Here is a 20,977-nt window from a genome sequence, read left to right on the forward strand (position 1 = left end):
GATCTGCTTTCGCTCTGGTCACCGAAAAAACGGATATGTACTTAATCCCGATAGACCCCACCAATCACCCGGTCAGCCCAAGCAATTGGACGCAACGCAAACATGCTTCTAACCTGACAGCCTGCGCCACCCAAGAAGCCCGCCCATGATCGTCCGTCCCAAACCCAACCTGCTCGGCATCCTGTTCTCCCTCAAGGGCTCGATCGCCAAACGCATTGCGCTGCGCAGCCTGCTGGTCACCCTCCTGGCCTCAGTCATCGTGCTGGTAGAAACCCTGCACCCGGCCTACTTTTCCAAGGTCAACGCCACACCCTTCACACTGCTGGGGCTGTCACTGTCCATCTTCATGAGCTTTCGCAACAACGCCTGCTACGACCGCTGGTGGGAAGGCCGCAAACAACTGGGCCAGATGATCATCGAGATCCGCTCACTGATCCGCGAAACCCAGGTCCTCAACCCTGCCGAACGCAAACACGTCCTGCGCAGCCTGTGCGGTTTCGCCCATGGCCTGATCGCCCGCCTGCGCCTGGAAGACGAAAGCCAGGCGATCAAACCGTGGGCCAACCCAGAACCCGGCCACCCGAACCTGCCCGACAGCATCCTGCAAGACCTCGGCGCCCGCTGCTCGAACCTCGCCGAACAGGGCCACATCAGCGACTGGCGCTACACCCAACTGGAAACCCGGCTGTACGGCCTGAGCCAGGTCCAGGCCTCCTGTGAGCGGATCAAACACACCCCGCTGCCCTTCCCCTACACCTTGCTGCTGCACCGCACCATCTACCTGTTCTGTATCCTGCTGCCCTTCGCCATGGCCGAGCCGCTGGGCTGGCTGACCCCGGTGTTCACCGCCATCGTCAGCTACACCTTCTTCGGCCTGGACGAAATCGGCGACGACCTCGAAGACCCGTTCGGCTTCGACGAAAACGACCTACCCTGCAACGCCATCGTGCGCACCCTGGAGCGCGAGATTCTCGCCGCCCTCGGCGAAACCACGCTGCCGCCGGCCCTTGAGCCGATTGAGTTCGTGCTGACGTGATGCGGGTTTGACACTCGCGATAACCTGACCGAAGCTGATGGCTTTGCACTAGCTGCCCAGCTTTCGGACGCCTGCATGTCAAAGTCACGCCGTTACTCTATCGTCGGCCTGTGCGCCCTGTTGTTTATTGTGCTGATCACCTGGTATTTCACCCGCACCACGCCGGTGGTGGTGCCCCCGGCCATCGCCCATGGTTACGCCAAGGCCTTGAAACAGGCGCACAACGGTGAACCCGGCGCTGCCCGGGTGCTGTATCAACAGTTGGGCCGCCCGGACCTCTCCGATGTGCGCCGCGCCGCCCTGCATGCCGAACTGCCCAACTACCCCAGCCCCCAGGCCCTCAAGCTGGCGGACAAGGATCTGGCCAACGACGCGCCAATGGTGCGCGAGGCGGCGATTCACAGCATTGTCGGCCTGGTGCCCAGCGGTCAGCGCACGCTGTTGCTCGGGCCACTGCTGGATGACCCCGAGCAAAGCGTCAGGTTTGCCGCGGCCAATGCCTTGCTCGGGCTGTCCCCGGATACCCTGGGCCTGTACTTCGGCCCGTTGCAGCAAGTGCTCGACGAATACGTAAAGCTGCTCAAGGGCCAATCCGAAAGCCCCGAAGGCTGGATCCAGCTGGCACGCCTGTACATTCACAGCGCGCTGCTGCCCGACGCACAAAACGCCCTGGAGCAGGCGATGCGCCTGCAACCGGACAACCTGCAAGCCGTGGTCGCGCAAATTGAACTGCTGGACAAGCAGGGCAAGGTCGACGAGTCCCGCCAACTCCTGGCCAAACAGTTGCAGGCCCACCCCGATTCGGCCTACCTGCAACATGCCCTGGGCATGTGGCTGCTGCACCATGGCGAGCGCGCCTTTGCCCTGCTCAGCCTGTCCCGAGCGGTGGAGCTCGAACCGAACAACCAGGATTACCGCTACGACCTGGCCACCACCCTGCACGCCCAGCAGGAACTGGAGGCCGCCCAGCGCCAGCTGGAAGAAATCATCCAGCGCAACCCGGCCAATCGCAAAGCCAGGGTGCTGCTGGTCAATTACTGGAAGGAAACCGGCCAGTTGCAGAATGTGCAGGTGCTGCTGGCACAGCTTGAACAGCAGAATCCGGACGACCCGGCGCTGCAACAGGGCCTGTAAAAGCGGTATTTGATACAAAACGTTGAACCGCCACACGGCGGCAAGGTCAAGTAAATATGGCGCGCCCCAGACGGCGCTGCCGACTACTTATTTGTGACCCGAGGGCACTTCTTGTCTACATCCAAAGAGCTGTTCACAGCAAAGGCGGCCACCGGTATTGAAGGTCTGGACGACATTCTTGCCGGAGGGCTTTCCCGTAGCCATTTGTTCCTGCTGGAAGGTGAACCCGGCACCGGTAAAACCACCGTGGCCCTGCATTTCCTCCAGGCCGGCGCAAAAAACGGCGAACGTTCGCTGTACATCACCCTGTCGGAAACCGAGCGCGAGTTGCGCCAGGGTGCCAAGTCCCATGGTTGGGACCTGGACGAACACATTCACATCTTTGAACTGACTCCCCCCGAAAGCCTGCTCAATGCCGAGCACCAGCAAAGCCTCCTGTATTCCTCGGACCTTGAGCTGGGCGAAGCCACCCGGCAGATCTTCGAAGTGGTGGAACGGGTCAAACCTACCCGCGTCGTGATCGACAGCCTTTCGGAAATCCGCCTGCTGGCGCAAAGCTCCCTGCGCTATCGCCGGCAGATCCTGGCGATCAAGCACTACTTCGTGCGCTACGACGCCACCGTGCTGCTGCTGGACGACCTGACCACCGAGTCCCTCGACAAGACCGTACACAGCGTGGCCCACGGTGTGATTCGCCTGGAAGAACTGACCCCCAACTACGGTGCCGAGCGCCGCCGCGTGCGGATCGTGAAATACCGTGGGCAGAAATACCGCGGCGGTTTTCACGACTTCACCATCATGGAAGACGGCGTACATGTGTTCCCGCGCCTGGTGGCAGCCGAGCACCGTGGCGGCTACAACCGCCAGACCCTCACCAGCGGCATCCGCGAGATGGATGCTCTGTTGGGCGGCGGGATCGAGACCGGTTCCAGCACCTTGATCCTGGGCCCGGCCGGTACCGGCAAATCGCTGATCTCGATGATCTTTGCCGCGGCAGCCGTCTCCCGGGGCGAAAAAGCCGCGCTGTTCATTTTTGACGAAGAGCTGGGCCTGCTGTTCGAGCGCATGAAGAACATGGGCATCGACCTGGAGGCCCTGCAAGGCACCGGCAACCTGCTGATCGAACAGGTGGACGCCGCCGAGTTGTCCCCCGGCGAGTTCTCCCATCGGGTGCGCCGCTGTGTGGACGAACGCGGGATCAAGACCGTGGTGATCGACAGCGTCAATGGCTATCAGGCCGCGATGCCGGAAGAGAACGCGTTGATCCTGCACATGCACGAACTGCTGCTGTACCTCAACCGCCGTGGCGCTGCGACCTTCATGACCGTCGCCCAGCACGGGCTGGTGGGGGACATGCAGGCGCCGGTGGACATTACCTATCTGGCCGACACCGTGATCCTGCTGCGTTACTTCGAAGCGCTGGGCAAGGTGCGGCGCGCTATTTCGATCATCAAGAAACGCACCGGCAGCCACGAATCGACCATTCGCGAATACCGCATCGGCAGTCGTGGCATGACCATCGGCGAACCGCTTGATGCGTTCCAGGGTGTATTGCGCGGCGTACCGACCTACATGGGCACCGACAACCCGCTGCTCAAGGATGAAAGTTCATGAGTGGCCTGCCGGCCATTTTCGAACGGGCGATTATTCTGGCGCCCCTGGGTCGCGACAGCTCCCTGGCGTTGATGATGCTCAATGAGGCTGGTTTCAACGGCATCATCGCCAGCCATTTGCAGATGCTCTGCGAGGAGCTGGAGCACGGTGCCGGCTTGCTGGTCATTGCTGCCGAAGCCCTGCGCGGTATCGACCTGGAACCGCTGCTCACGTACCTGCATCAGCAACCGGCGTGGTCAGACCTGCCGATTGTGCTGATGACGCACCACGGCGGCAGCGAACAGAATGGCTCGTCGCACCTGAGCACCTTGCTGGGCAACGTGACGTTCCTGGAGCGCCCGTTCCACCCGATCACCCTGATCAGCCTCGTGACCACGGCGCTGCGCGGACGTCGTCGGCAATACGAGGCCCGCGACCGGCTGATCGACCTGAGCCAGAGCGAACAGCGCCTGCAAAGCACCCTGGAAACCCTTGAGCAACAGGTGGAAGAACGCACGGCGCAGTTGCGCAATAACGAAGAAGCGTTGCGCCAGTCACAGAAAATGGAAGCCGTCGGCCAATTGACCGGCGGCATCGCCCATGACTTCAACAACATGCTGACCGGCATCATCGGCAGCCTGGAACTGCTGCGCAGGCGCGTGGCTCGGGGCCGCACCGAAGACCTCGACAGCCTGATCGACCTGGGTGTCACTTCAGCCAACCGCGCGGCCGCCCTGACCCACCGCTTGCTGGCGTTTTCCCGTCGCCAGTCGCTGGATTCAAAACCGGTACAGATCAATCAATTGGTGAGTTCGATGGGTGAGCTGCTGCAACGCAGCCTGAATGAAAGCATTGCCCTGGATATCCGCCTGACCGAGCAACTCTGGACCGCCGAAGCCGACCCCAACCAGCTGGAAAGCGCCCTGCTCAACCTCGCCATCAATGCCCGGGATGCGATGCCCAACGGCGGCAAACTGGTGGTGGAAACCACCAACCGCCACTTGGACAGTGTGTTTACCGCAGCCTACGGCACCCTCACCCCTGGCGACTATGTGGAACTGAGCGTCAGCGACACCGGCTGCGGCATGCCCGAGAGCGTGATCAGCCGTGCATTTGACCCGTTCTTCACCACCAAACCCATCGGCCAGGGCACCGGGCTGGGGTTGTCGATGATCTACGGGTTTGCGCGCCAATCCCACGGGCATGTGTCGATCCACAGTGTGGTGGGCCAAGGCACCACCGTCAGCCTGTTCCTGCCGAGGTATGTCGGCGAGGTCATTGCAGATGAACCGCTCAACCCGGCATTGCTGCCGTTCGCCAATGCCGGCGAGACCGTGCTGATCGTCGAGGACGACCCGGCCGTGCGGGTGCTGGTCAGCGCCGTGCTGAGTGAACTGGGCTATGCCTTCGTCGAAGCCGGTGATGCCGACAGTGCCATGCCGATCATCGAGTCCAGCCAGCGCATTGACCTGCTGATCAGCGACGTTGGCCTGCCCGGCATGAACGGCCGGCAACTGGCGGAGATCGGCCGGCAGGTGCGGCCCGAGTTGAAGGTGTTGTTTATTACCGGCTATGCAGAGCATGCGGCTGTACGGGGCGGTTTTCTGGACCCGGGCATGCAGATGATCACCAAGCCGTTCACCTTTGATCTGTTGACGGCAAAGGTGAGGGAGATGATCAAGGCTTGAAGAGGGAGTGTGCTCCCTCTTCTCAAGACGTTAAGCCAACAGCCGCTGGATATGTTCCTGCAACGTATCCAGGTCAAACGGTTTGGCCAGGATCGGCGCATTGCGCGTGATCGGGCTGTTGCAGTCGAGAATCTCCTGCGGGTAACCGCTGATGAAGATCACTTTCAATTCCGGTCGCAGCTTGATCGCAGGCTCGGCGATCTGCACCCCGGAAATTCCGCCAGGCAGGCGGTAGTCGGTCACCATCAGGTCCAGGTGCGGCTTGGTGGCCAGGATTTCAAACGCCTGCTCACCGTCAATCGCCTTCAACACCCGATACCCCAGGCCCGCCAGGTACTCGCCCAACACAAACATAATCGATTCGTCATCTTCGACGATCAGTACAACATCTTGTGCATCTTCACTCATGGGAAGCCTTTGTCCGGTCAATTGCTGCTGATACGACCATGGGGTCACGCAGAGGTTGCGTCGGATTTGCGATTGATTTCATGCCCCGGCCTCCAGGGGCAGGCAGACGCGGAACAGCGCGCCCTCGCCTATCCGGCTTTCCACTTCAATGGTCCCGCCGTGGGCCGCGATAATCTGCTCGGAGATAAACAACCCCAGGCCCAGGCCCGCCACGGCATGGTTGGCCGACACGCGCTCGAACTGTTGGAAAATACGCTTCTGGTTGTCTTCGCTGATGCCGATCCCGTGGTCACGTACTTCTACCCGCGCTTCGCCATGCTCGGCGTACACCCGCACTTCCACCGGGCTCTTGGCCCCGTAGCGCAAGGCGTTGGTCAACAGGTTGGACACCACCTGCTCGATACGGAATTCATCCCAGTTGCCTACCACCGGCCCTTCCTGGACCCAGGCCACCGAAGACTCCGCCGCCGCCACCTGCGGCGCAAAATTTTCCAGCAGGTTGTGCACCAGTTGCGTGAGGTCAAAGCGACCGGGGCGGATCGACAGCTTGCCCGTGCGAATGCGCGACACGTCGAGCATGTCTTCGATCAGGCGGATCAGGCTCTGGATCTGTCGCTCATCGCGGTCGACCATGGCATGCATCTTGTCCAGGGTAAACGCTGCGGCGTTGTCCCGGGCAAGGTGCATCTTGCGCAGCTGGGTTTCCAGGATCAGCCCGTTGAGGGGCGTGCGCACTTCGTGGGCGACGATCGACATGAAGTCATCGCGCATGCGCACGGCCTGCTCCAGTTCGGCCTGGGTGGCCTGCAAGCGCGTGAGCAAGGCTTCCTGCTCGCGCCGGCTTTGCTCCAGGGCTTCAACCTGCTGCTTCATCGCCTTGCTCTGGCGGTACAGGTCAACGAATACGTTGACCTTGCTCTTGACCGCGTGGATATCCAGCGGCTTGTGCAGGAAATCCACGGCGCCGCTTTCGTAGCCCTTGAACGCATAGTTGAGCTCACGGCCGGCAGCGCTGACAAACACGATGGGAATGTTCTTGGTCTTTTCGGTGCCGCGCATCAGCTCGGCCAGCTCGAAGCCGTTCATGCCCGGCATCTGCACGTCGAGAATGGCCATGGCGAACTCGTGCTCCAGCAGCAACGACAAGGCCTCGTCGGCGCTCAATGCCTTATAGACCTGGCGGTCCTCGCGCTTGATCAGCGCTTCAAGGGCCAGCAGGTTTTCCGGCAGATCGTCGACGATCAGCAGTTTGGCCTGGACAGTACTTAACATGGGGAGGATTCCAGGGAAGCCAGCAAGGTGCCGATGCGGCTCAAGGTGAGGATATGGTCAGGTTCATGCAGCGCCAGGGCGGCCCGGGGCATCACGGCGACGCGGGCCTCCAAAGGGTCCTGCACCACCGTGGTACCGCCGCTCTGCTTGACGTGGGCCAGGCCCCGGGCGCCGTCCTGGTTGGCCCCCGTCAGCAAAATCGCCAGCAACCCCTTGCCGTAGACATCGGCGGCTGAATCAAACAGGTAGTCGATTGCCGGGCGGGAATGGTGCACGCGGTCCTCCTGGCTCAGTGACAGGCTGCGGTCGTGCTCCACCGACAGGTGATAACCGGGGCCGGCAAAATACAGGGTGCCGGGCTGGATCACTTCCTTGTCGCGGGCCTCCACTACCTTCATCGATACGCGTCGGTCAAACACTTCCGCCAACTGGCTGCGGCGCTCGTCGGGCAAATGCAGCACGGTAATGATCGGCAGGCCGAAGCTCGCCGGCAGCTCGCCAAAAATGCTCAGCAATGCCTCGACACCGCCCGCGGAAGCGCCGATCACAATGGCCTCGATCCCGGATACCGGGCTGGCAGTAGCTTCATTCATAATTTTCGGTAGATCCGTTCTTGCTTGACCAGGGGTTCGAACTGTTTGCTGTAGGCGGAAAAGTCCAGGGTTTCCTTGCTGCCCAGCACCAGGAAGCCGCGGTGACACAGCGACTCATGGAACAGTCCAAAAGCCCGATCCTGCAACTTTTTATTGAAGTAAATCAATACGTTGCGACAGGAAATTAATTGAGTTTCGGAAAACACGCTATCGGTCGCCAGGCTGTGATCGGCAAACGTCACGTTCTCCCGCAGGGTCTTGTCGAAGATCGCATGATCGTAAGCCGCCGTGTAGTAATCGGCAAACGAACGCTGGCCACCGGCCTGTTGGTAGTTGTGGGTATAGGCGCGGATGTTCTCGAGGGAAAAGATCCCCTGCTTGGCTTTTTCCAGGGACCGGGGATTGATGTCGGTGGCGTAGATGATGGTGCGTTCCAGCAGGCCTTCCTCACGCAACAGGATGGCCATGGAATACACCTCCTCCCCGGTACTGCAGCCCGCGATCCAGATCTTGATCGACGGGTAGGTCTTGAGCAGCGGCACCACTTCCTTGCGAATCGCCAGGAAGTGCGAGGGGTCGCGAAACATTTCGCTGACCGGAATCGTCAGGAACTGCAGCAACTGCATGAACGCCGTCGGGTCATGCAGCACCCGTTCCTGCAAGGCCGAGATGGTGGCGCAGTCGAACTGACGCAACGCATGGGCCACGCGGCGTTTGACCGAAGCGCCGGAGTAGTCGCGAAAGTCGTAGCTGTACTTGAGGTAAATCGCCTCAATCAACAAGCGCAGTTCGATGTCAGTGCTTCGTTCCAATTAAATCCGTTCCATCTTGGGTAGCCACACGCGAATCAATGAAAACAACCGGTCCAGGTCGATGGGCTTGGCCAGGTAATCGTTGGAGCCTGCCGCCAGGCAGCGCTCCTGATCGTCCTTCATGGCCTTGGCCGTCACCGCGATGATCGGCAGCTTGCGCCAGCGCGGGTCCTGGCGGATCAAGGCGGTGGCCTCGTACCCGTCCATCTCCGGCATCATCACGTCCATCAGTACCAGGTCGATGTCATCGACTTCATTGAGTTTCTCGATCGCCTCGCGGCCATTACGGCCGATCACGACAATCGCGCCCTTGTGCTCCAGGGCACTGGTCAGGGCGAAGATATTGCGTACATCGTCATCCACCAGCAGGATCTTGCGGCCCTCGAACACCTTGTCGCGGCTGCGGGCAGTCCTGAGCATTGTCTGGCGTTCATGGGACAACTGCGATTCGACTTTGTGCAGAAAGAGTGTCACCTCGTCCAGCAGGCGCTCGGGGGAACGCGCGCCCTTGATGATGATCGAGCGCGAATACTTGCGCAGTTCGGCCTCTTCATCGCGGGTCAGGTTGCGCCCGGTGTAGACGATCACCGGCGGGAACGAGCAGATGTCCTCGATGGACATGCGCTTGAGCAGCTCGTTGCCGAGCATGTCCGGCAGCTTGAGGTCGATGATCATGCAGTCGTAGATGTGGGTGCGCAGCAGGTCCAAGGCCTCCTGGGCGAAGCCTACGGCGGTGATCTCGATATCATCGTCGCCGATCAGGCGGGCAATGCTGTCTCGCTGAAGGTCATCGTCTTCCACCAGCAGCACACGCTTGACCTTCTGCGTCAGCTTGGCTTCCAGGCGGGCGAACACATCCTTGAGCTCTTCGCGGGTGGTCGGCTTGACTGCATAGCCCACGGCGCCCATGTGCATGGCGGCTTCGACGCGGTCCTCCACGGAAATCACGTGCACCGGGATATGGCGGGTCCCGGCATGTTCCTTGAGCCGTTGCAGCACGGTCAGGCCGGAATGGTCCGGCAGGCGCATGTCCAGCAGGATCGCGTCGGGAATGTACTGTTCCGCCAGGGCGTAGCCTTCGTCTGCGCCATGGGCCACCAGGCAGTGGTAACCCAGTTCATGGGCGAGGTCGAAGAGGATGCGGGCAAAGTTGGGCTCATCTTCCACCACCAGGATGCAACGCGTGGCGAACGGAGCCTTGTCGCGGTCATCGATAAAGCGCGGGATCTGCGCTTCGTGGGCGATCGGCATCGGCGACACCTTGATCGGCGCCGGTGCAGGCACAGGGACTACCGCGCGCGGCTGTTCCAGCGCCGGGGTGTCTTCGTCACGCTCTACATAGTGCTCAGGCACCACCAGGGTAAAGATACTGCCCTGGCCAGGTTCGCTGGTGACGCTGATATAGCCGCCCAGCAGGTTCGCCAGGTCCCGGGAAATCGACAGGCCCAGGCCGGTGCCGCCGTAACGACGGTTAGTGGTGCCATCGGCCTGGCGGAACGCCTCGAAGATGCTTTCCTGCTGGTCCGGAGCGATGCCAATCCCCGAGTCGCGTACGGTAAAGGCGATGCCCTCCCCCGGTGCCCGGGATACCGACAGGCTGACCTCACCTTTCTCGGTGAACTTGATGGCGTTGGACAGCAGGTTCTTCAGAATCTGCTCCAGGCGCTGGCGGTCGGTGAACAGCATGTGTGGCGAGCCTTCCTGCACCTCCACCTGGAACCCGAGCTTGCGGTCGTCCGCCAGCGGCTCGAACATGCCGCGCAGCCCATCCACCAGGCGCGCAACGCTGGTGTTCTCCGGGCGCATTTCCAGCTTACCGGCTTCGACCTTGGAGATATCGAGGATGTCATTGATCAGGTTGAGCAAGTCGTTACCGGCCGAGTAGATCGACTCGGCGAACTTGACCTGTTCGGCGCTGAGGTTTTCCTGGGGGTTCTCCGCCAGCAACTTGGCCAGGATCAACGAGCTGTTCAGCGGCGTGCGCAGCTCGTGGGACATGTTGGCGAGGAATTCGGACTTGTACTTGCTGGAGCGCTGCAACTCGTCGGCACGCTCTTCCAGCTCGATCTGTACGCGGTTGAGCTGGACGTTCTTCTGGTCCATGGCATCGCGCTGCTCGGCCAGGGTCTGGGTCTGTTCGGCCAATTGTTCGTTGGTCTGCTCCAGCTCCGCCTGTTGGGTTTCCAGGTGGGCCTGGGACTCCTTGAGGATGCGCGACTGTTCTTCCAGCTCTTCGTTGGCGGTCTTGAGCTCTTCCTGCTGCACTTGCAGCTCTTCATTGAGCTGCTGGGTTTCGGCCAGCACTTCCTGCAGGCGCTGGCGATAACGCGCGGCTTCGATGGAGGTGCCGATGTTGTCGGCAATCAACTCCAGCAGTTCGACATCACGGTCATCGAGTGCACGCAGGAAACCCAGTTCGATCACCCCGTTGACCCGGCCATCATCGCTGGTCGGTACCACCAGCACGCTGCGGGTCGAACCTTCGCCGAGGCCGGAACTGACCTTGAAGTAATCCACCGGCACATCGTCCAGGCGAATCAGGCGGTCCTGCCGGGCCGATTGGCCGACGATGCCTTCGTCGTTGTAGATCGACTGTTCCTGCTGCTCCTGCTCGCGGGAGAAGCCATAGGTCGCCACGCGTGTGAGGCCGCCGTGCTCTTCACGCACGTACAACGCCGCCACCGCCGAGCCCATGTACTGGGCAAAGAACTGCAAAATGTTGCGCCCCAGCAGGTTCAGCGTCAGTTGGCCAAGGACCTGCTCGGCCAGCTCGGTCTGGCCGTTGCGCAACCAGGCTTGCTGCTCGAGGCGCTTGGCGATCCTCTGCTGCGACATCAGGTTTTCGCTGTAACTCTTTGAAAGTTCTAGAAGATTCTTTCGGCCGACATACGCCAGGAAGCCACTCAGGCCGAGCACAAACACCAGGTACAAGGTGACGCTGATGATCGTGGTGCGGGTAACGTCTTCATTGCGGGTGATGCGGAACTGTTGCTCCATCGCCACCGCCCGGTCGTACTCCTTGCGAATCTCGTCCGTCAGGCTCTTGCCACGCCCGGCTTTCACGGCGGTGCGGTAATCGCCGTTTTGCCGCTGCATGTCAATCATCGACTGGGCGTAGGTGTTCCACGCCTGTTGCAACGATTCCAGACGCTTGAGCCGGTCCACCTGCTCCGGATTGTCCGCCACCAGTGCCTGCAAGTTGCGCAAGTCGGAAATGATCCGCGGCTTGGCCACTTCGTACGGGTCGAGGAAATGCTCGTCACCGGTAATCAGGAAGCCGCGCATGCCGGTTTCCAGGTCCACGGTCAGTTTCGAGGTTTCGTTGAGATTGTTGATTACCCGGTCGGTGTGTTCGACCCATTGGATCACCGACAACAGGTAGGTGATCAGAACGACGAAAAACACCGCGCTGAGCACGCCAACGCCCAACGGCAGTGCCACGTTGCGGCCCAGCAATTTACGGAAGCTTTTCTCATCGACAGACGACGCGGGAGTCATGGGCATGCCTTGGCCAATACGGAAAAACGAGGAGTTTGCCCCAAAGTTGCGCCTGAGCGCTATTTTTCTGCTACCCGTAGCGACATGGATTACATAACCCATTGATAAATAGCCGAATGGATGTGTTTTTAACACTCGGCAATTGACTTTCCTTCTTACATGGGAACCGAAGTGAGCCTGGAACGTTGTGTGTGGGCCGCCCCACCCAAAGGGGTGCCGTGGGGAACAGGGAACCTCCCCGGAAAAGGCGCGTATCTCCTAATAAAACAGGTACCCACCGATGCAAAATGTCAGCCACCTCTCCGTGCAACAGCCTGCGCCCCAATTCTCTTCCTCCCCTGCTTCCGGGGCATCGTCCCTGAGCCCCCAGCCAGCCACGCCCCCTGCCGTTGCAGCAGCGCCAGCATCAGCCGCCAGCCGCTCCGATGTGCTGAAACAGCCCATGGCCGACCGGCAGAACTGGCAGAACCTGCTGGACGCCATCAACCTCGCAGCCCCGGCCCTGCAAGACTACGACACCGCCCCCTATGTACAGTCCGTCCTGAAGCTCACACAAATGGCCATTCATCCGGACTCGTCCCATCACAACACCCTGGACATGGGGACCAGGGTCAACCAAAGCCTGGAGGCATTCCTGAATGCCAACGGGGTGCCTCTGCCAACCTCCAAGGCCGAGTTGCTCAAGCTGAAACTGGAAGCGACCGTCAGGATCGCCGCCCACCCTTTCGGTGACCTGGGCGGTGCCTTGTCCTGGCCTGCACCGCTGGACCAGAACCAGCAAACTCAGTTGCGCCTGCTTGCGATGAACCACGCCCACCACCTCGGCGATCAGCCGCAAGTCACGCAGACAAAGAGCGTCCTGGACTTTCTCGCGTACCAGAATCCCATTCCTGTGGCCGCCTTGAACGACCCGGCGAAGATCCTCGAGTTTCTTTTAAGCTCGCCCGAAGGCCAACTGATGGGCCAGGCCCTGCAGCGCGGGCTCAATGGTATCGAGACCAAGAACAGCCATTACGACTACCTGCTGGCCGCCATCAGTGCACAGATGGATCCCGAGTCAGTCCAGGCGCCTCAACGGAACAAACTGGCCGGTTTCGACGTGGCCAGTGAAGAACATTGGGGCAAGCCGGCCTCTGCCATCGTCAACGGGCTGAGCGCACACCTGTCGAGCGAGGGCAGAACGAGCCCCGAGATGGCCCAGGCGGGTGCTTACGTATTGCTGGCAAGAACAGCCCCGGAGTTCCTGATCAAAGACATCCCGGCCAGCGTGACCTATGGCAGCCCGGCCTGGGTCAACCTGGCGGTTGCGGCGGCGTCGATTGAAGCGCAGTCGCCGGGCTCGGTACCGAACATGACTTTCGCCCAAGTGATGCTCAAGGCCGAAAGCGCTGCACTCGCCGAGCCCGCCGTGACCCAAAGCGCACAGAGGGCAGCGCTGATTGATTGGGCCGTGGCCAACGGCGTTATCAGCAAACAACCCAACGATGCCTACAGCCCCGACCAGCTGGAAGCGATACGCGTCGAGTTCACTCAGCAGGTGGATGAACGCATGAAGGCCTCCACCCTGCTGGAGACCGATATCCCGAGCCGCAAGGCCATTGCACTGGCCCAGCTCAAAGAGCGATTTGGCGAGGATGTGCCGTTTGAAAAAAAGGCCCTGACGGTGAAGGACACCCGCCAACAACAGTTTGGCGTGCCGCTCTACGACCCAAACCGCGCACCTGCGGGACTGCATTCGTTGCTGGACATCGCCATGAGTGGCTTGGGCGATTACACCTGGGAATCCAAGGATCCAGACATCACCCAGGCACTGGAAGGCCAGTCGCTCAAGTTCGACGTAAACGCGACATTTCAAAAGCAGTTTGAAGCGTCGATCAAGTCGCTGAACGACGGGGTTGCCACCACCGTAAAGCACCTGATCGCCAGCCTGCCGCTGGAAGATCGAAAAAACATCGAGCAGGGCAACCTCACTTTTTACCAGCCCTCTGTTTATCAATTGGGCCCAAACCTGGTCACCTCGCTTTTCAAACCGATTAAAAATGAGCTGCTGATACAGGTAGAGGGTGGCACGGAACCTGTTACCTATAGGCTGGACATAAAAAACGGCAGCATCAAAAAAGTAACGCCCCAGGATTTCTCTGCGAGTACCTGGGAACTGGCGATCGAGGAAAACAGAATAAAAAAATTCGACGCTTCAGAGGCCACTGAGCCCGAGCGCTCAGCCAGTACAGACACGAACCCACTGCCTCCCAACAGCTTTGCCACCGCCCGTACCCAGTACATCGCGGAGGCATTTGTCGAAAACCTCGACCTGGGCAACGAGGATGTCGTCAAGCAAGCCAAAGGCGCCACGACCTACGACAAGCAAATGGAAACCGAGCTGAAGGTGACCCATTTCTTCCTCGACCTCATTCCCTTCAAGTCAGCGATTGCCAACTTTACCAAGGGTAATTACCTGGAGGGGGCGATTGACCTCCAGTTGGACCTGCTGGGCTTTGTCAGCCTGGGTTCGTCCAAAGCGGCACAGGCGGGCACAAAAGCCCTCAGTGCAGGCGCCAAGGCGCTGAATGTTGCCAAAAAGATCGGTGTCGCCACCATCGGCGCCTTGAACCCGGTGGGCGGCTTGGGCGATTTGCTTCTGGGAGGCGCAGGACTGATTAACCGGGGCGGCAAGTTTGTAGTCGAAAAAAGCATTAACGGGCTAAACAAACTCAAGGGGGCAGCCGGCAGCCATGACCTGTTGAAAGCCGCCGGCAAGGAGCATGGCGTCGCGGCAATCGGCACCATCAAGCTGGCGGATCAAACCGTCGAAGCCTCCGCTGTATTGAACAAGGGCGAATGGTACGCGTACGACGCCCTCAAGAAACAACCCTATGGCCCACCGTTGAAGGGGTTCACGCCACAGACCGTGTCGATCCAGGACAACGTTGAAAGCTTCTGGGAGTACTTTGTCGGAGGGCCGGCCACCAAGGCGCAAAACACACCCTCCAAGCAATTATCCAACTCATTCAAGGCTACGCAGGAACACGCCAGAACAACGAGCCACGATGCGTATATGCGTGGCTATAACAACGGGATAGTGGATGACATCCCGGGCTACTCGGGCTCCATGGATATCGCAGAGCTCATGGAACTGGCACTTAAGCCGAATCGAAGCCCCGAAGAAATCGGCGCCCTGGCACAGTCAATAGGCAAAAAGCGATCAGAAGTCGGCCTTAAAAACTATGAGTTCTACAAAGCCGAAATTGAGCGCATCCCCGGCATCAAGCTTCGGGGCATGCCCCAGAATTTCTATTTGAGCCAGGTGGACACGGTGACCGGAGGCGAATGTGGCGTGTTAGCCAACGCAATGGCCTACGCCGTGTCCGTTGGAAAACAGGACGAGTACATCGACAAGCTTTTCATTGCAGCGGCAACCAAGGAAACCAACCCAAAATCGGCGAGGTTCATCAAGGACATGAGCGAAGCCCAGGATCACTTCAGAAAGCGACCGCACTCGGCCGAAGTCGTCACGCAAAAGTCCTATCAGGCCATCATCGATGACCTGGCCAACGCGACGACGTCCAAGACACTCATCATCGCCACGCCCGTCCACGCGATGACAGCGGGAGTGATCGTGGAAGGCGGCACGCGAAAATGGTTCTATTTCGACCCCAATTTCGGATTGGTCAATTTTCCGACCGAGGACGCCATGAAGAAAGGAATGAAGGAATCGCTGGCCAACAGTAAGGCGCAGCTTATCCCGGGAGCGTTTGGGACGCCGACAAACCCGGAATATACGGTCAGCACATTCAAGGCAAGCGAGAACCAGAGCCGGGTCCATGGGTTGGTGTACGGATCCCTTTAACCGATAAAACCGGCAGCTTGAGACCATGCCAGGGGCTTGCTGGTTGTTCCAGCAAGCCCCTGGCAAGTGAGTGGCGGTGATACGCGACATTTGTAGCCGTTACCGGCACAATGTTTTGCTTATCTGGGGAACTTGCCGGGACCGACAATACTCAGGATGAAAACGGTCTTCCCATCGCCCAAGACCTGCCCCTTCCACTGTTCGGGAACCTCCACTATGTCAGCCGCCCCCTCCACCATCCTTGTAGTCGAAGACGACGCCATCGTGCGCATGTTGATCGTCGATGTCCTCGAAGAGCTGGAGTACCAAGTGCTTGAAGCGGCCGATGCCGAAGAAGCCTTGAAAATAGTTCAAGACACCGACCAGACCATCGACCTGATGATGACCGACGTCGGCCTGCCGGACATGGACGGCAAGCAACTGGCCCTCAAGGCCCGTGAAATACGCCCCGCCCTGCCCATCCTGTTCGCCAGCGGTTATGCCGAAAATATCGATTCGCCAGCCGACATGCAGGTGATCGGCAAGCCGTTCTCGATTGATCAGTTGCGTGACAAGGTTAAGTCCATACTGCCTTGACTGCCCCCCGATGCCGCCTTTCACAGGCGGCACTTGATCTCGTTGATGTCAACTGATCGATAGATCTTTGCGTTGAACCTCACGTGCCAAAAGACTTCCCGAGCAACTGAGTGCAAACTCTGCCTGACACGCAAAGGTTCAGCTAGTTGCGACTGTACGCGCCCACCGGAGCCTGCTTTTATAACAGCTGAAAACTCGACGACATCCGACTGACTCAGTAAGGACGCAACAACATGATTCGAACACCGACGCGCCTGCTGCTGGCGAGCCTCTCGATTTTCATGAGTACCGGCGCCTGGGCCGATTTCACCGCCACGCCGAGTGAAGCCCGGGCCATCGCCAAGGAAGCCTATCTTTATGGCTTCCCGGTGGTGGAGATGTACAAGACTCTCTACACCCAGGCTGTCGACAAGACCGGGGCGAACTTCAAGGCGCCGTTCAACCACATCGGGAACACCGCGCAGGCGATAACCCCTAAAGATACAGCGATCCCCACCCCCAACCCGGACACGCCCAACTCCTTTGTCTGGCTCGATCTGCGGGCCGAGCCCGTGGTGTTGACCCTGCCCAGGATCGAAGACAACCGCTACTACGCCGTGCAGTTGGTCGACCTCTATACGCAGAACTTCGGCTATCTGGGTACCCGCAGCACCGGTAACAACGGTGGCCACTACATGATTGCCGGCCCGGGCTGGAAAGGCCAGCAGCCAACCGATATCGACCGCGTCGTGTACAGCGAAAGCAACATCGCCTACGCCCTGTACCGCACTCAATTGTTCGATGAAAAGGACTTGGGCAAAGTCAGACAGATCCAGGGCGGCTATAAGGTCCAGACCCTGAGCAGCTACGTGAAGCAGCCCAAACCCATCAAGCCGCCGAAAATTGCCTGGCCCAAGCCTACGCCGAACATGAGCGACAGCGTGCATCTGTTCCGCTATCTGAACTTCATGCTGGCCTACGCAGCACCGCAGGACAGTGAGAAAGACGTGCTCGCGCGTTTTGCCAGGATCGGCGTCGAGGCGGGTAAACCGTTCGACCTCAAGGCCCTGACGGTTGAGCAACGCAAAGCGCTGGATGACGGCATCGCCGACGGCAAAGCCGAGTATGCAGCCTTCAAAAAAGACAAGATCGATACCCATCAAGTATCCAGTGCAGACCTGTTCGGCAATCGCGACCACCTTCAAAACAACTACCTGTACCGCTACGCTGGCGCCAACCTGCACCTGTTTGGCAACTCCGGCGATGAAACGGCCTACCTGCGCTACTCCGTGGACAGCGAGGGCAAACCCGCCAACGGCGCACGCCACAGCTACACCCTGCACTTCGCCAAGGACCAGTTGCCACCGACCGACGCATTCTGGTCACTGACCATGTACAACGCCAAGACCAATCTGCTGACCCCCAACCTGAAGAAGCGCTACGTGCTCACGTCGGGGATGTTGCCCAACTTCAAGCTCGACGCCGATGGCGGCCTGACGCTGTTGGTCGCGCACCACGAGCCACCGAAAGCGGAACAAAGCAACTGGCTGCCAGCACCACCCGGCCCGTTCTATGCCCTATTGCGCATTTACCTGCCCAAGCCTGAAGTGGGTAACGGGCAATGGAAGCAGCCACCGCTCACACCGATCAAATAGCACCCGCTCAAGTCGCGCACCGTTTGAGGCTTAGCCCTTTTTAAGCTTCAAAAACGATTGATGCAGGTCCGACGCCCAGCCGTCGATGACGTTTTTCACGTCATCGGCTTTCATCACCTGGGAGTCGTTTGCCAACGGTTTACCGGTGCCTTTGCGCACGACTTGGGCGACCACCTTGCCACTGGCACCGTCGAGGAATTGGGCTTCGGTGCCCAAGGTGGTTTCCTGGTCACGAATCCCGGCGCCCGTGCTGACCGTGGCGACCACCAGGGCGACAGGAATGTACTCATAGGGCTTGAGACTTTCGGTCTTGCTGCTGACGGCAGTGATCGCCGCGCGCACCACGATCACGCCCGGGCCTGGTCCGTCGGCCAGCGGCAAGGACTTTTCCAGTTCGCGCTTGAGCGCCTGGCTGTAGTAGGTGCTGATGCCCTGCAAGGTGCTTTCAGGGATCTTGGTGCTGGCTTGCGGCTTGGGGTAGAACTGAGTGGGCTCGATGTACACCGCGTTATAACGGCTCAGACTCAGGTTGGGGTCCACCCAACGCATCACCTGCGCGCCCGATGGCGACTTGGCTTCCTTGAGGTTGCTGTAGTCGGATAGAAACCCGGAGTATTCGTCCGGCTGCGTCACCTTGCTGGAACACCCCATCACCCCGATCGTGGCAATACACACGGTGCTGATCATTATTCCCAGTTTCATCGCGAGACTCCTTGGCTGACGTTGAGGAAGCGTTGAGCATTAGGTATAGCTGATGCTGGAGCTGCGGCAATGGAGCAAACCCGCTAGGGGCGGCCTGTATTAACAGTCTTTGACAGTTTCCCGACAAAGCTCACAAAGACTCATCGACGGCCCGCCCCTAGCATTCGAGCATCCAAACCACCCCTCGGGTGCTCATCATGTTTCGCACATTGCGCAGTATTCCGCTGCTGGGTTGCCTGCTGGGCAGCCTCGGCTGCCACGGCCAGCCGCCGGCCCCTCCGCCCATTCCCAAGGGCGACTACAGCGCAATCATCCGCTACCTGCAAAAACGCATTCCCAGCGAAATGGCCAGGCAAAACATACCCGGCCTGTCCATCGCCCTGGTCAACGGCCAGGAACTGATCTGGGCCCAGGGCTTTGGCCTGGCCGACAAGGCCCTGGGCAAACCCGTCACCCCCAACACCGCATTCCGCGCCGGCGCCCTCTCCAAACTGCTGACCGCCACCGCCGCCCTGCAACTGGTGGAGCAACAGCGCCTGGCCCTCGACGCCCCGATCCAGGACACCCTGCGGGAGTTCTACGTACGCTCGCGCTTTCATTCCGACCAGGCTGCCGCCGACCGCGACATCACCCTGCGCCGCCTGCTCAGCCACCAGTCCGGCCTGCCCAGCGAACACCTGCGGGACGTGCGCAACACCTTCGCCATGGGCCAGATGCCAATGCGTATTTCAGGGGTTTGGCTGAGCACGCCACCGGGGACCCAGGTGGCCTATTCCAACCTCGGCTACGCCCTGGTCGGTGCCGCCATCGAACGCAGCAGTCGGCAGGATTTCGAAACCCGACTGCAAAGCAGCCTGCTCAAGCCCCTGGAGATGAACCAGTCGAGCTTCGTCGGCACCGGCGCGCAACCGGGCTTTCGCGCCCGGGGTTATGCAGACGGCACCGTCAGCGCCGACGCCCAGGTGCGCGACCTTGCGGCCGGTGGCTTGTGGAGCAGCCCCAAGGACCTCAGCCACTACGTGCGCATGCTCTTCGCCCGGGGCCTCTATAAAGACAGACAGGTACTGGGCAGCCAGTCGATTGACGAGATGTTCAGCCAGCAAAACACCGGCAACGCCCTGGACTTCGACTGCCAGATGGGCCTGGGGTGGTTTCTCGCCCCTTGCGGCGATGAGCCGGTGGGCCCCGGCATTCGCACCTTCCAGCACAGCGGTGGCGGGGATGATTTCGCGGCGCAACTGACGATGCTGCCGGACCAGCAACTGGCCGTGATCGTGATGGCCAACGACAGCAACGCCGAAGAGATGGTGGTGTCCCTGACCACCGACACCCTGCGCCTGATGCTCCAGGCCCAGACCGGCGACCCGGTGTGTGCCGACAACTGCCAGGCGCCCGCCCACGGCCTGAAAATCCGCCAGGTGCCCGCCGCGATCGACCGCAGGCGCCTGGCGGGTTTCTACGCCACGGCCTGGGGTGTCTTCCGTATCAAGGACGAAAACGGCCAGCTGTATGGCGAGTTGGCCGACACCCGTTTCGAACTGCTGCGCGACGGCCAGGGCTGGCTGCGGGCACAACAGAAATTCCTCGGCTTCTGGCTCAAGGACCTCGGCGAACTGGGCCGTGTGCAGCTGGATGTGGTAACGGTGCAAGGGCGCCAGATGCTCACCGCCCGCAGCCACGGCCAACGCGTCCCGGTGGGCGAACGCATCGAACAGACCCCGCTGAGCAATGCCTGGGCCGACACCATCGGTACCTATCAAGTGCTCAACACCCATGAGCCCGACGCGCCCCTGAGCGGCATCAGCGTACGCCTGGAGAACGGCTTCCTGGTGATCCGCGGCCAACTGCACGACGAGCCGCTGACCGACTACATCCTGCTGCCCGTGGACAACGCCCATGCGGTGCTGGCCGGCAACGGCTATGGCCTGGGCGATACCGTGAGTCGCCAGGTCAACGGCCTGAGCGCCTCCGGCTACCACTTCAAACGTACCGATTCTCCCCACAACCCCTTGAGTCTCTGACCTCACATGAAGACCATCATGCGTTCAAAACACCTGTGCCTGTCCCTGACGTCGCTGTGCCTGCTGGCCAGCGCCGACACCCTGCTGGCCGACGACTGGGAATACACCCTCAAGGCCGGCGTGGCCAACCTGCCCCGCTACAGCGGCAGCGACGAGCGAGTCA

Annotated in this window: 14 protein-coding genes and 1 pseudogene; 9 read left to right on the forward strand and 6 right to left on the reverse strand. The window is 60.3% G+C overall.

Annotated elements, in window-relative coordinates:
- Positions 1-145 precede the first annotated feature (145 nt).
- From HX846_RS07970 to HX846_RS07985, 4 genes are all read left to right on the forward strand, one after another.
- The gene (locus tag HX846_RS07970; protein ID WP_087693011.1) at positions 146-1,036 is read left to right on the forward strand and encodes a bestrophin family protein; all 891 of its coding nucleotides are present in this window, start codon (positions 146-148) and stop codon (positions 1,034-1,036) included.
- Between the two features lie 75 nt (positions 1,037-1,111).
- Entirely contained in the window at positions 1,112-2,170 is a 1,059-nt protein-coding gene (locus HX846_RS07975) for a lipopolysaccharide assembly protein LapB (protein ID WP_178965221.1), read from the forward strand.
- 111 nt (positions 2,171-2,281) lie between these two features.
- Positions 2,282-3,784, forward strand: coding sequence for an ATPase domain-containing protein (locus HX846_RS07980; protein WP_023658825.1), 1,503 nt, complete (start codon positions 2,282-2,284; stop codon positions 3,782-3,784).
- Positions 3,781-5,451: a response regulator gene (locus HX846_RS07985; RefSeq protein ID WP_177022834.1), complete on the forward strand. Its 1,671-nt coding sequence runs from the start codon at positions 3,781-3,783 to the stop codon at positions 5,449-5,451. Before HX846_RS07980 ends, HX846_RS07985 begins: the two co-directional genes overlap by 4 nt.
- Before the next feature lie 30 nt (positions 5,452-5,481).
- Here the strand turns inward: HX846_RS07985 and HX846_RS07990 are convergent, their stop codons facing one another.
- From HX846_RS07990 to HX846_RS08010, 5 genes are all read right to left on the reverse strand, one after another.
- Complete coding sequence (locus tag HX846_RS07990) at positions 5,482-5,859, reverse strand: response regulator (protein WP_003217591.1); 378 nt, start codon at positions 5,857-5,859, stop codon at positions 5,482-5,484.
- A 78-nt stretch (positions 5,860-5,937) separates the two neighbouring features.
- The gene (locus tag HX846_RS07995; RefSeq protein ID WP_003217587.1) at positions 5,938-7,131 is read right to left on the reverse strand and encodes a hybrid sensor histidine kinase/response regulator; all 1,194 of its coding nucleotides are present in this window, start codon (positions 7,129-7,131) and stop codon (positions 5,938-5,940) included.
- Positions 7,125-7,724 carry a chemotaxis protein CheB gene (locus tag HX846_RS08000; protein WP_008431027.1) on the reverse strand — a complete coding sequence of 200 codons (600 nt, stop codon included), beginning with the start codon at positions 7,722-7,724 and terminating at the stop codon, positions 7,125-7,127. The genes HX846_RS07995 and HX846_RS08000 overlap by 7 nt, the downstream gene beginning before the upstream one ends.
- The gene (locus HX846_RS08005) at positions 7,721-8,536 is read right to left on the reverse strand and encodes a protein-glutamate O-methyltransferase CheR (RefSeq protein WP_003217583.1); all 816 of its coding nucleotides are present in this window, start codon (positions 8,534-8,536) and stop codon (positions 7,721-7,723) included. The genes HX846_RS08000 and HX846_RS08005 overlap by 4 nt, the downstream gene beginning before the upstream one ends.
- Entirely contained in the window at positions 8,537-12,034 is a 3,498-nt protein-coding gene (locus tag HX846_RS08010) for a response regulator (RefSeq protein WP_178965222.1), read from the reverse strand.
- A gap of 280 nt (positions 12,035-12,314) precedes the next feature.
- Between HX846_RS08010 and HX846_RS08015 the strand changes: the two genes are divergently transcribed.
- The 3 genes from HX846_RS08015 to HX846_RS08025 all read left to right on the forward strand — a co-directional run bounded on the left by HX846_RS08015 (position 12,315) and on the right by HX846_RS08025 (position 18,091).
- Complete coding sequence (locus HX846_RS08015) at positions 12,315-15,881, forward strand: hypothetical protein (RefSeq protein WP_256739793.1); 3,567 nt, start codon at positions 12,315-12,317, stop codon at positions 15,879-15,881.
- A gap of 216 nt (positions 15,882-16,097) precedes the next feature.
- Positions 16,098-16,457: a response regulator gene (locus HX846_RS08020; protein WP_003217574.1), complete on the forward strand. Its 360-nt coding sequence runs from the start codon at positions 16,098-16,100 to the stop codon at positions 16,455-16,457.
- A gap of 233 nt (positions 16,458-16,690) precedes the next feature.
- Positions 16,691-18,091 (forward strand): DUF1254 domain-containing protein, encoded by a 1,401-nt coding sequence (locus tag HX846_RS08025; protein ID WP_003217572.1) that lies wholly within the window; start codon positions 16,691-16,693, stop codon positions 18,089-18,091.
- A gap of 30 nt (positions 18,092-18,121) precedes the next feature.
- On the opposite strand, the gene HX846_RS08030 is transcribed toward HX846_RS08025, so the two are convergent.
- Positions 18,122-18,793 carry a DUF3313 domain-containing protein gene (locus HX846_RS08030; protein ID WP_177009509.1) on the reverse strand — a complete coding sequence of 224 codons (672 nt, stop codon included), beginning with the start codon at positions 18,791-18,793 and terminating at the stop codon, positions 18,122-18,124.
- A 197-nt stretch (positions 18,794-18,990) separates the two neighbouring features.
- Here HX846_RS08030 and HX846_RS08035 point away from each other — a divergent pair, with 197 nt between their 5' ends.
- Both HX846_RS08035 and HX846_RS39495 read left to right on the forward strand, forming a co-directional pair.
- A complete protein-coding gene (locus tag HX846_RS08035; protein ID WP_134326613.1) occupies positions 18,991-20,814 on the forward strand; it encodes a serine hydrolase in 1,824 nt (607 codons plus the stop codon).
- A gap of 6 nt (positions 20,815-20,820) precedes the next feature.
- Positions 20,821-20,977: pseudogene (locus HX846_RS39495) on the forward strand (MipA/OmpV family protein); the annotation flags it as partial.

Source organism: Pseudomonas sp. K5002, assembly GCF_013386655.1.
In the GTDB taxonomy this organism is placed as follows: Bacteria; Pseudomonadota; Gammaproteobacteria; order Pseudomonadales; family Pseudomonadaceae; genus Aquipseudomonas.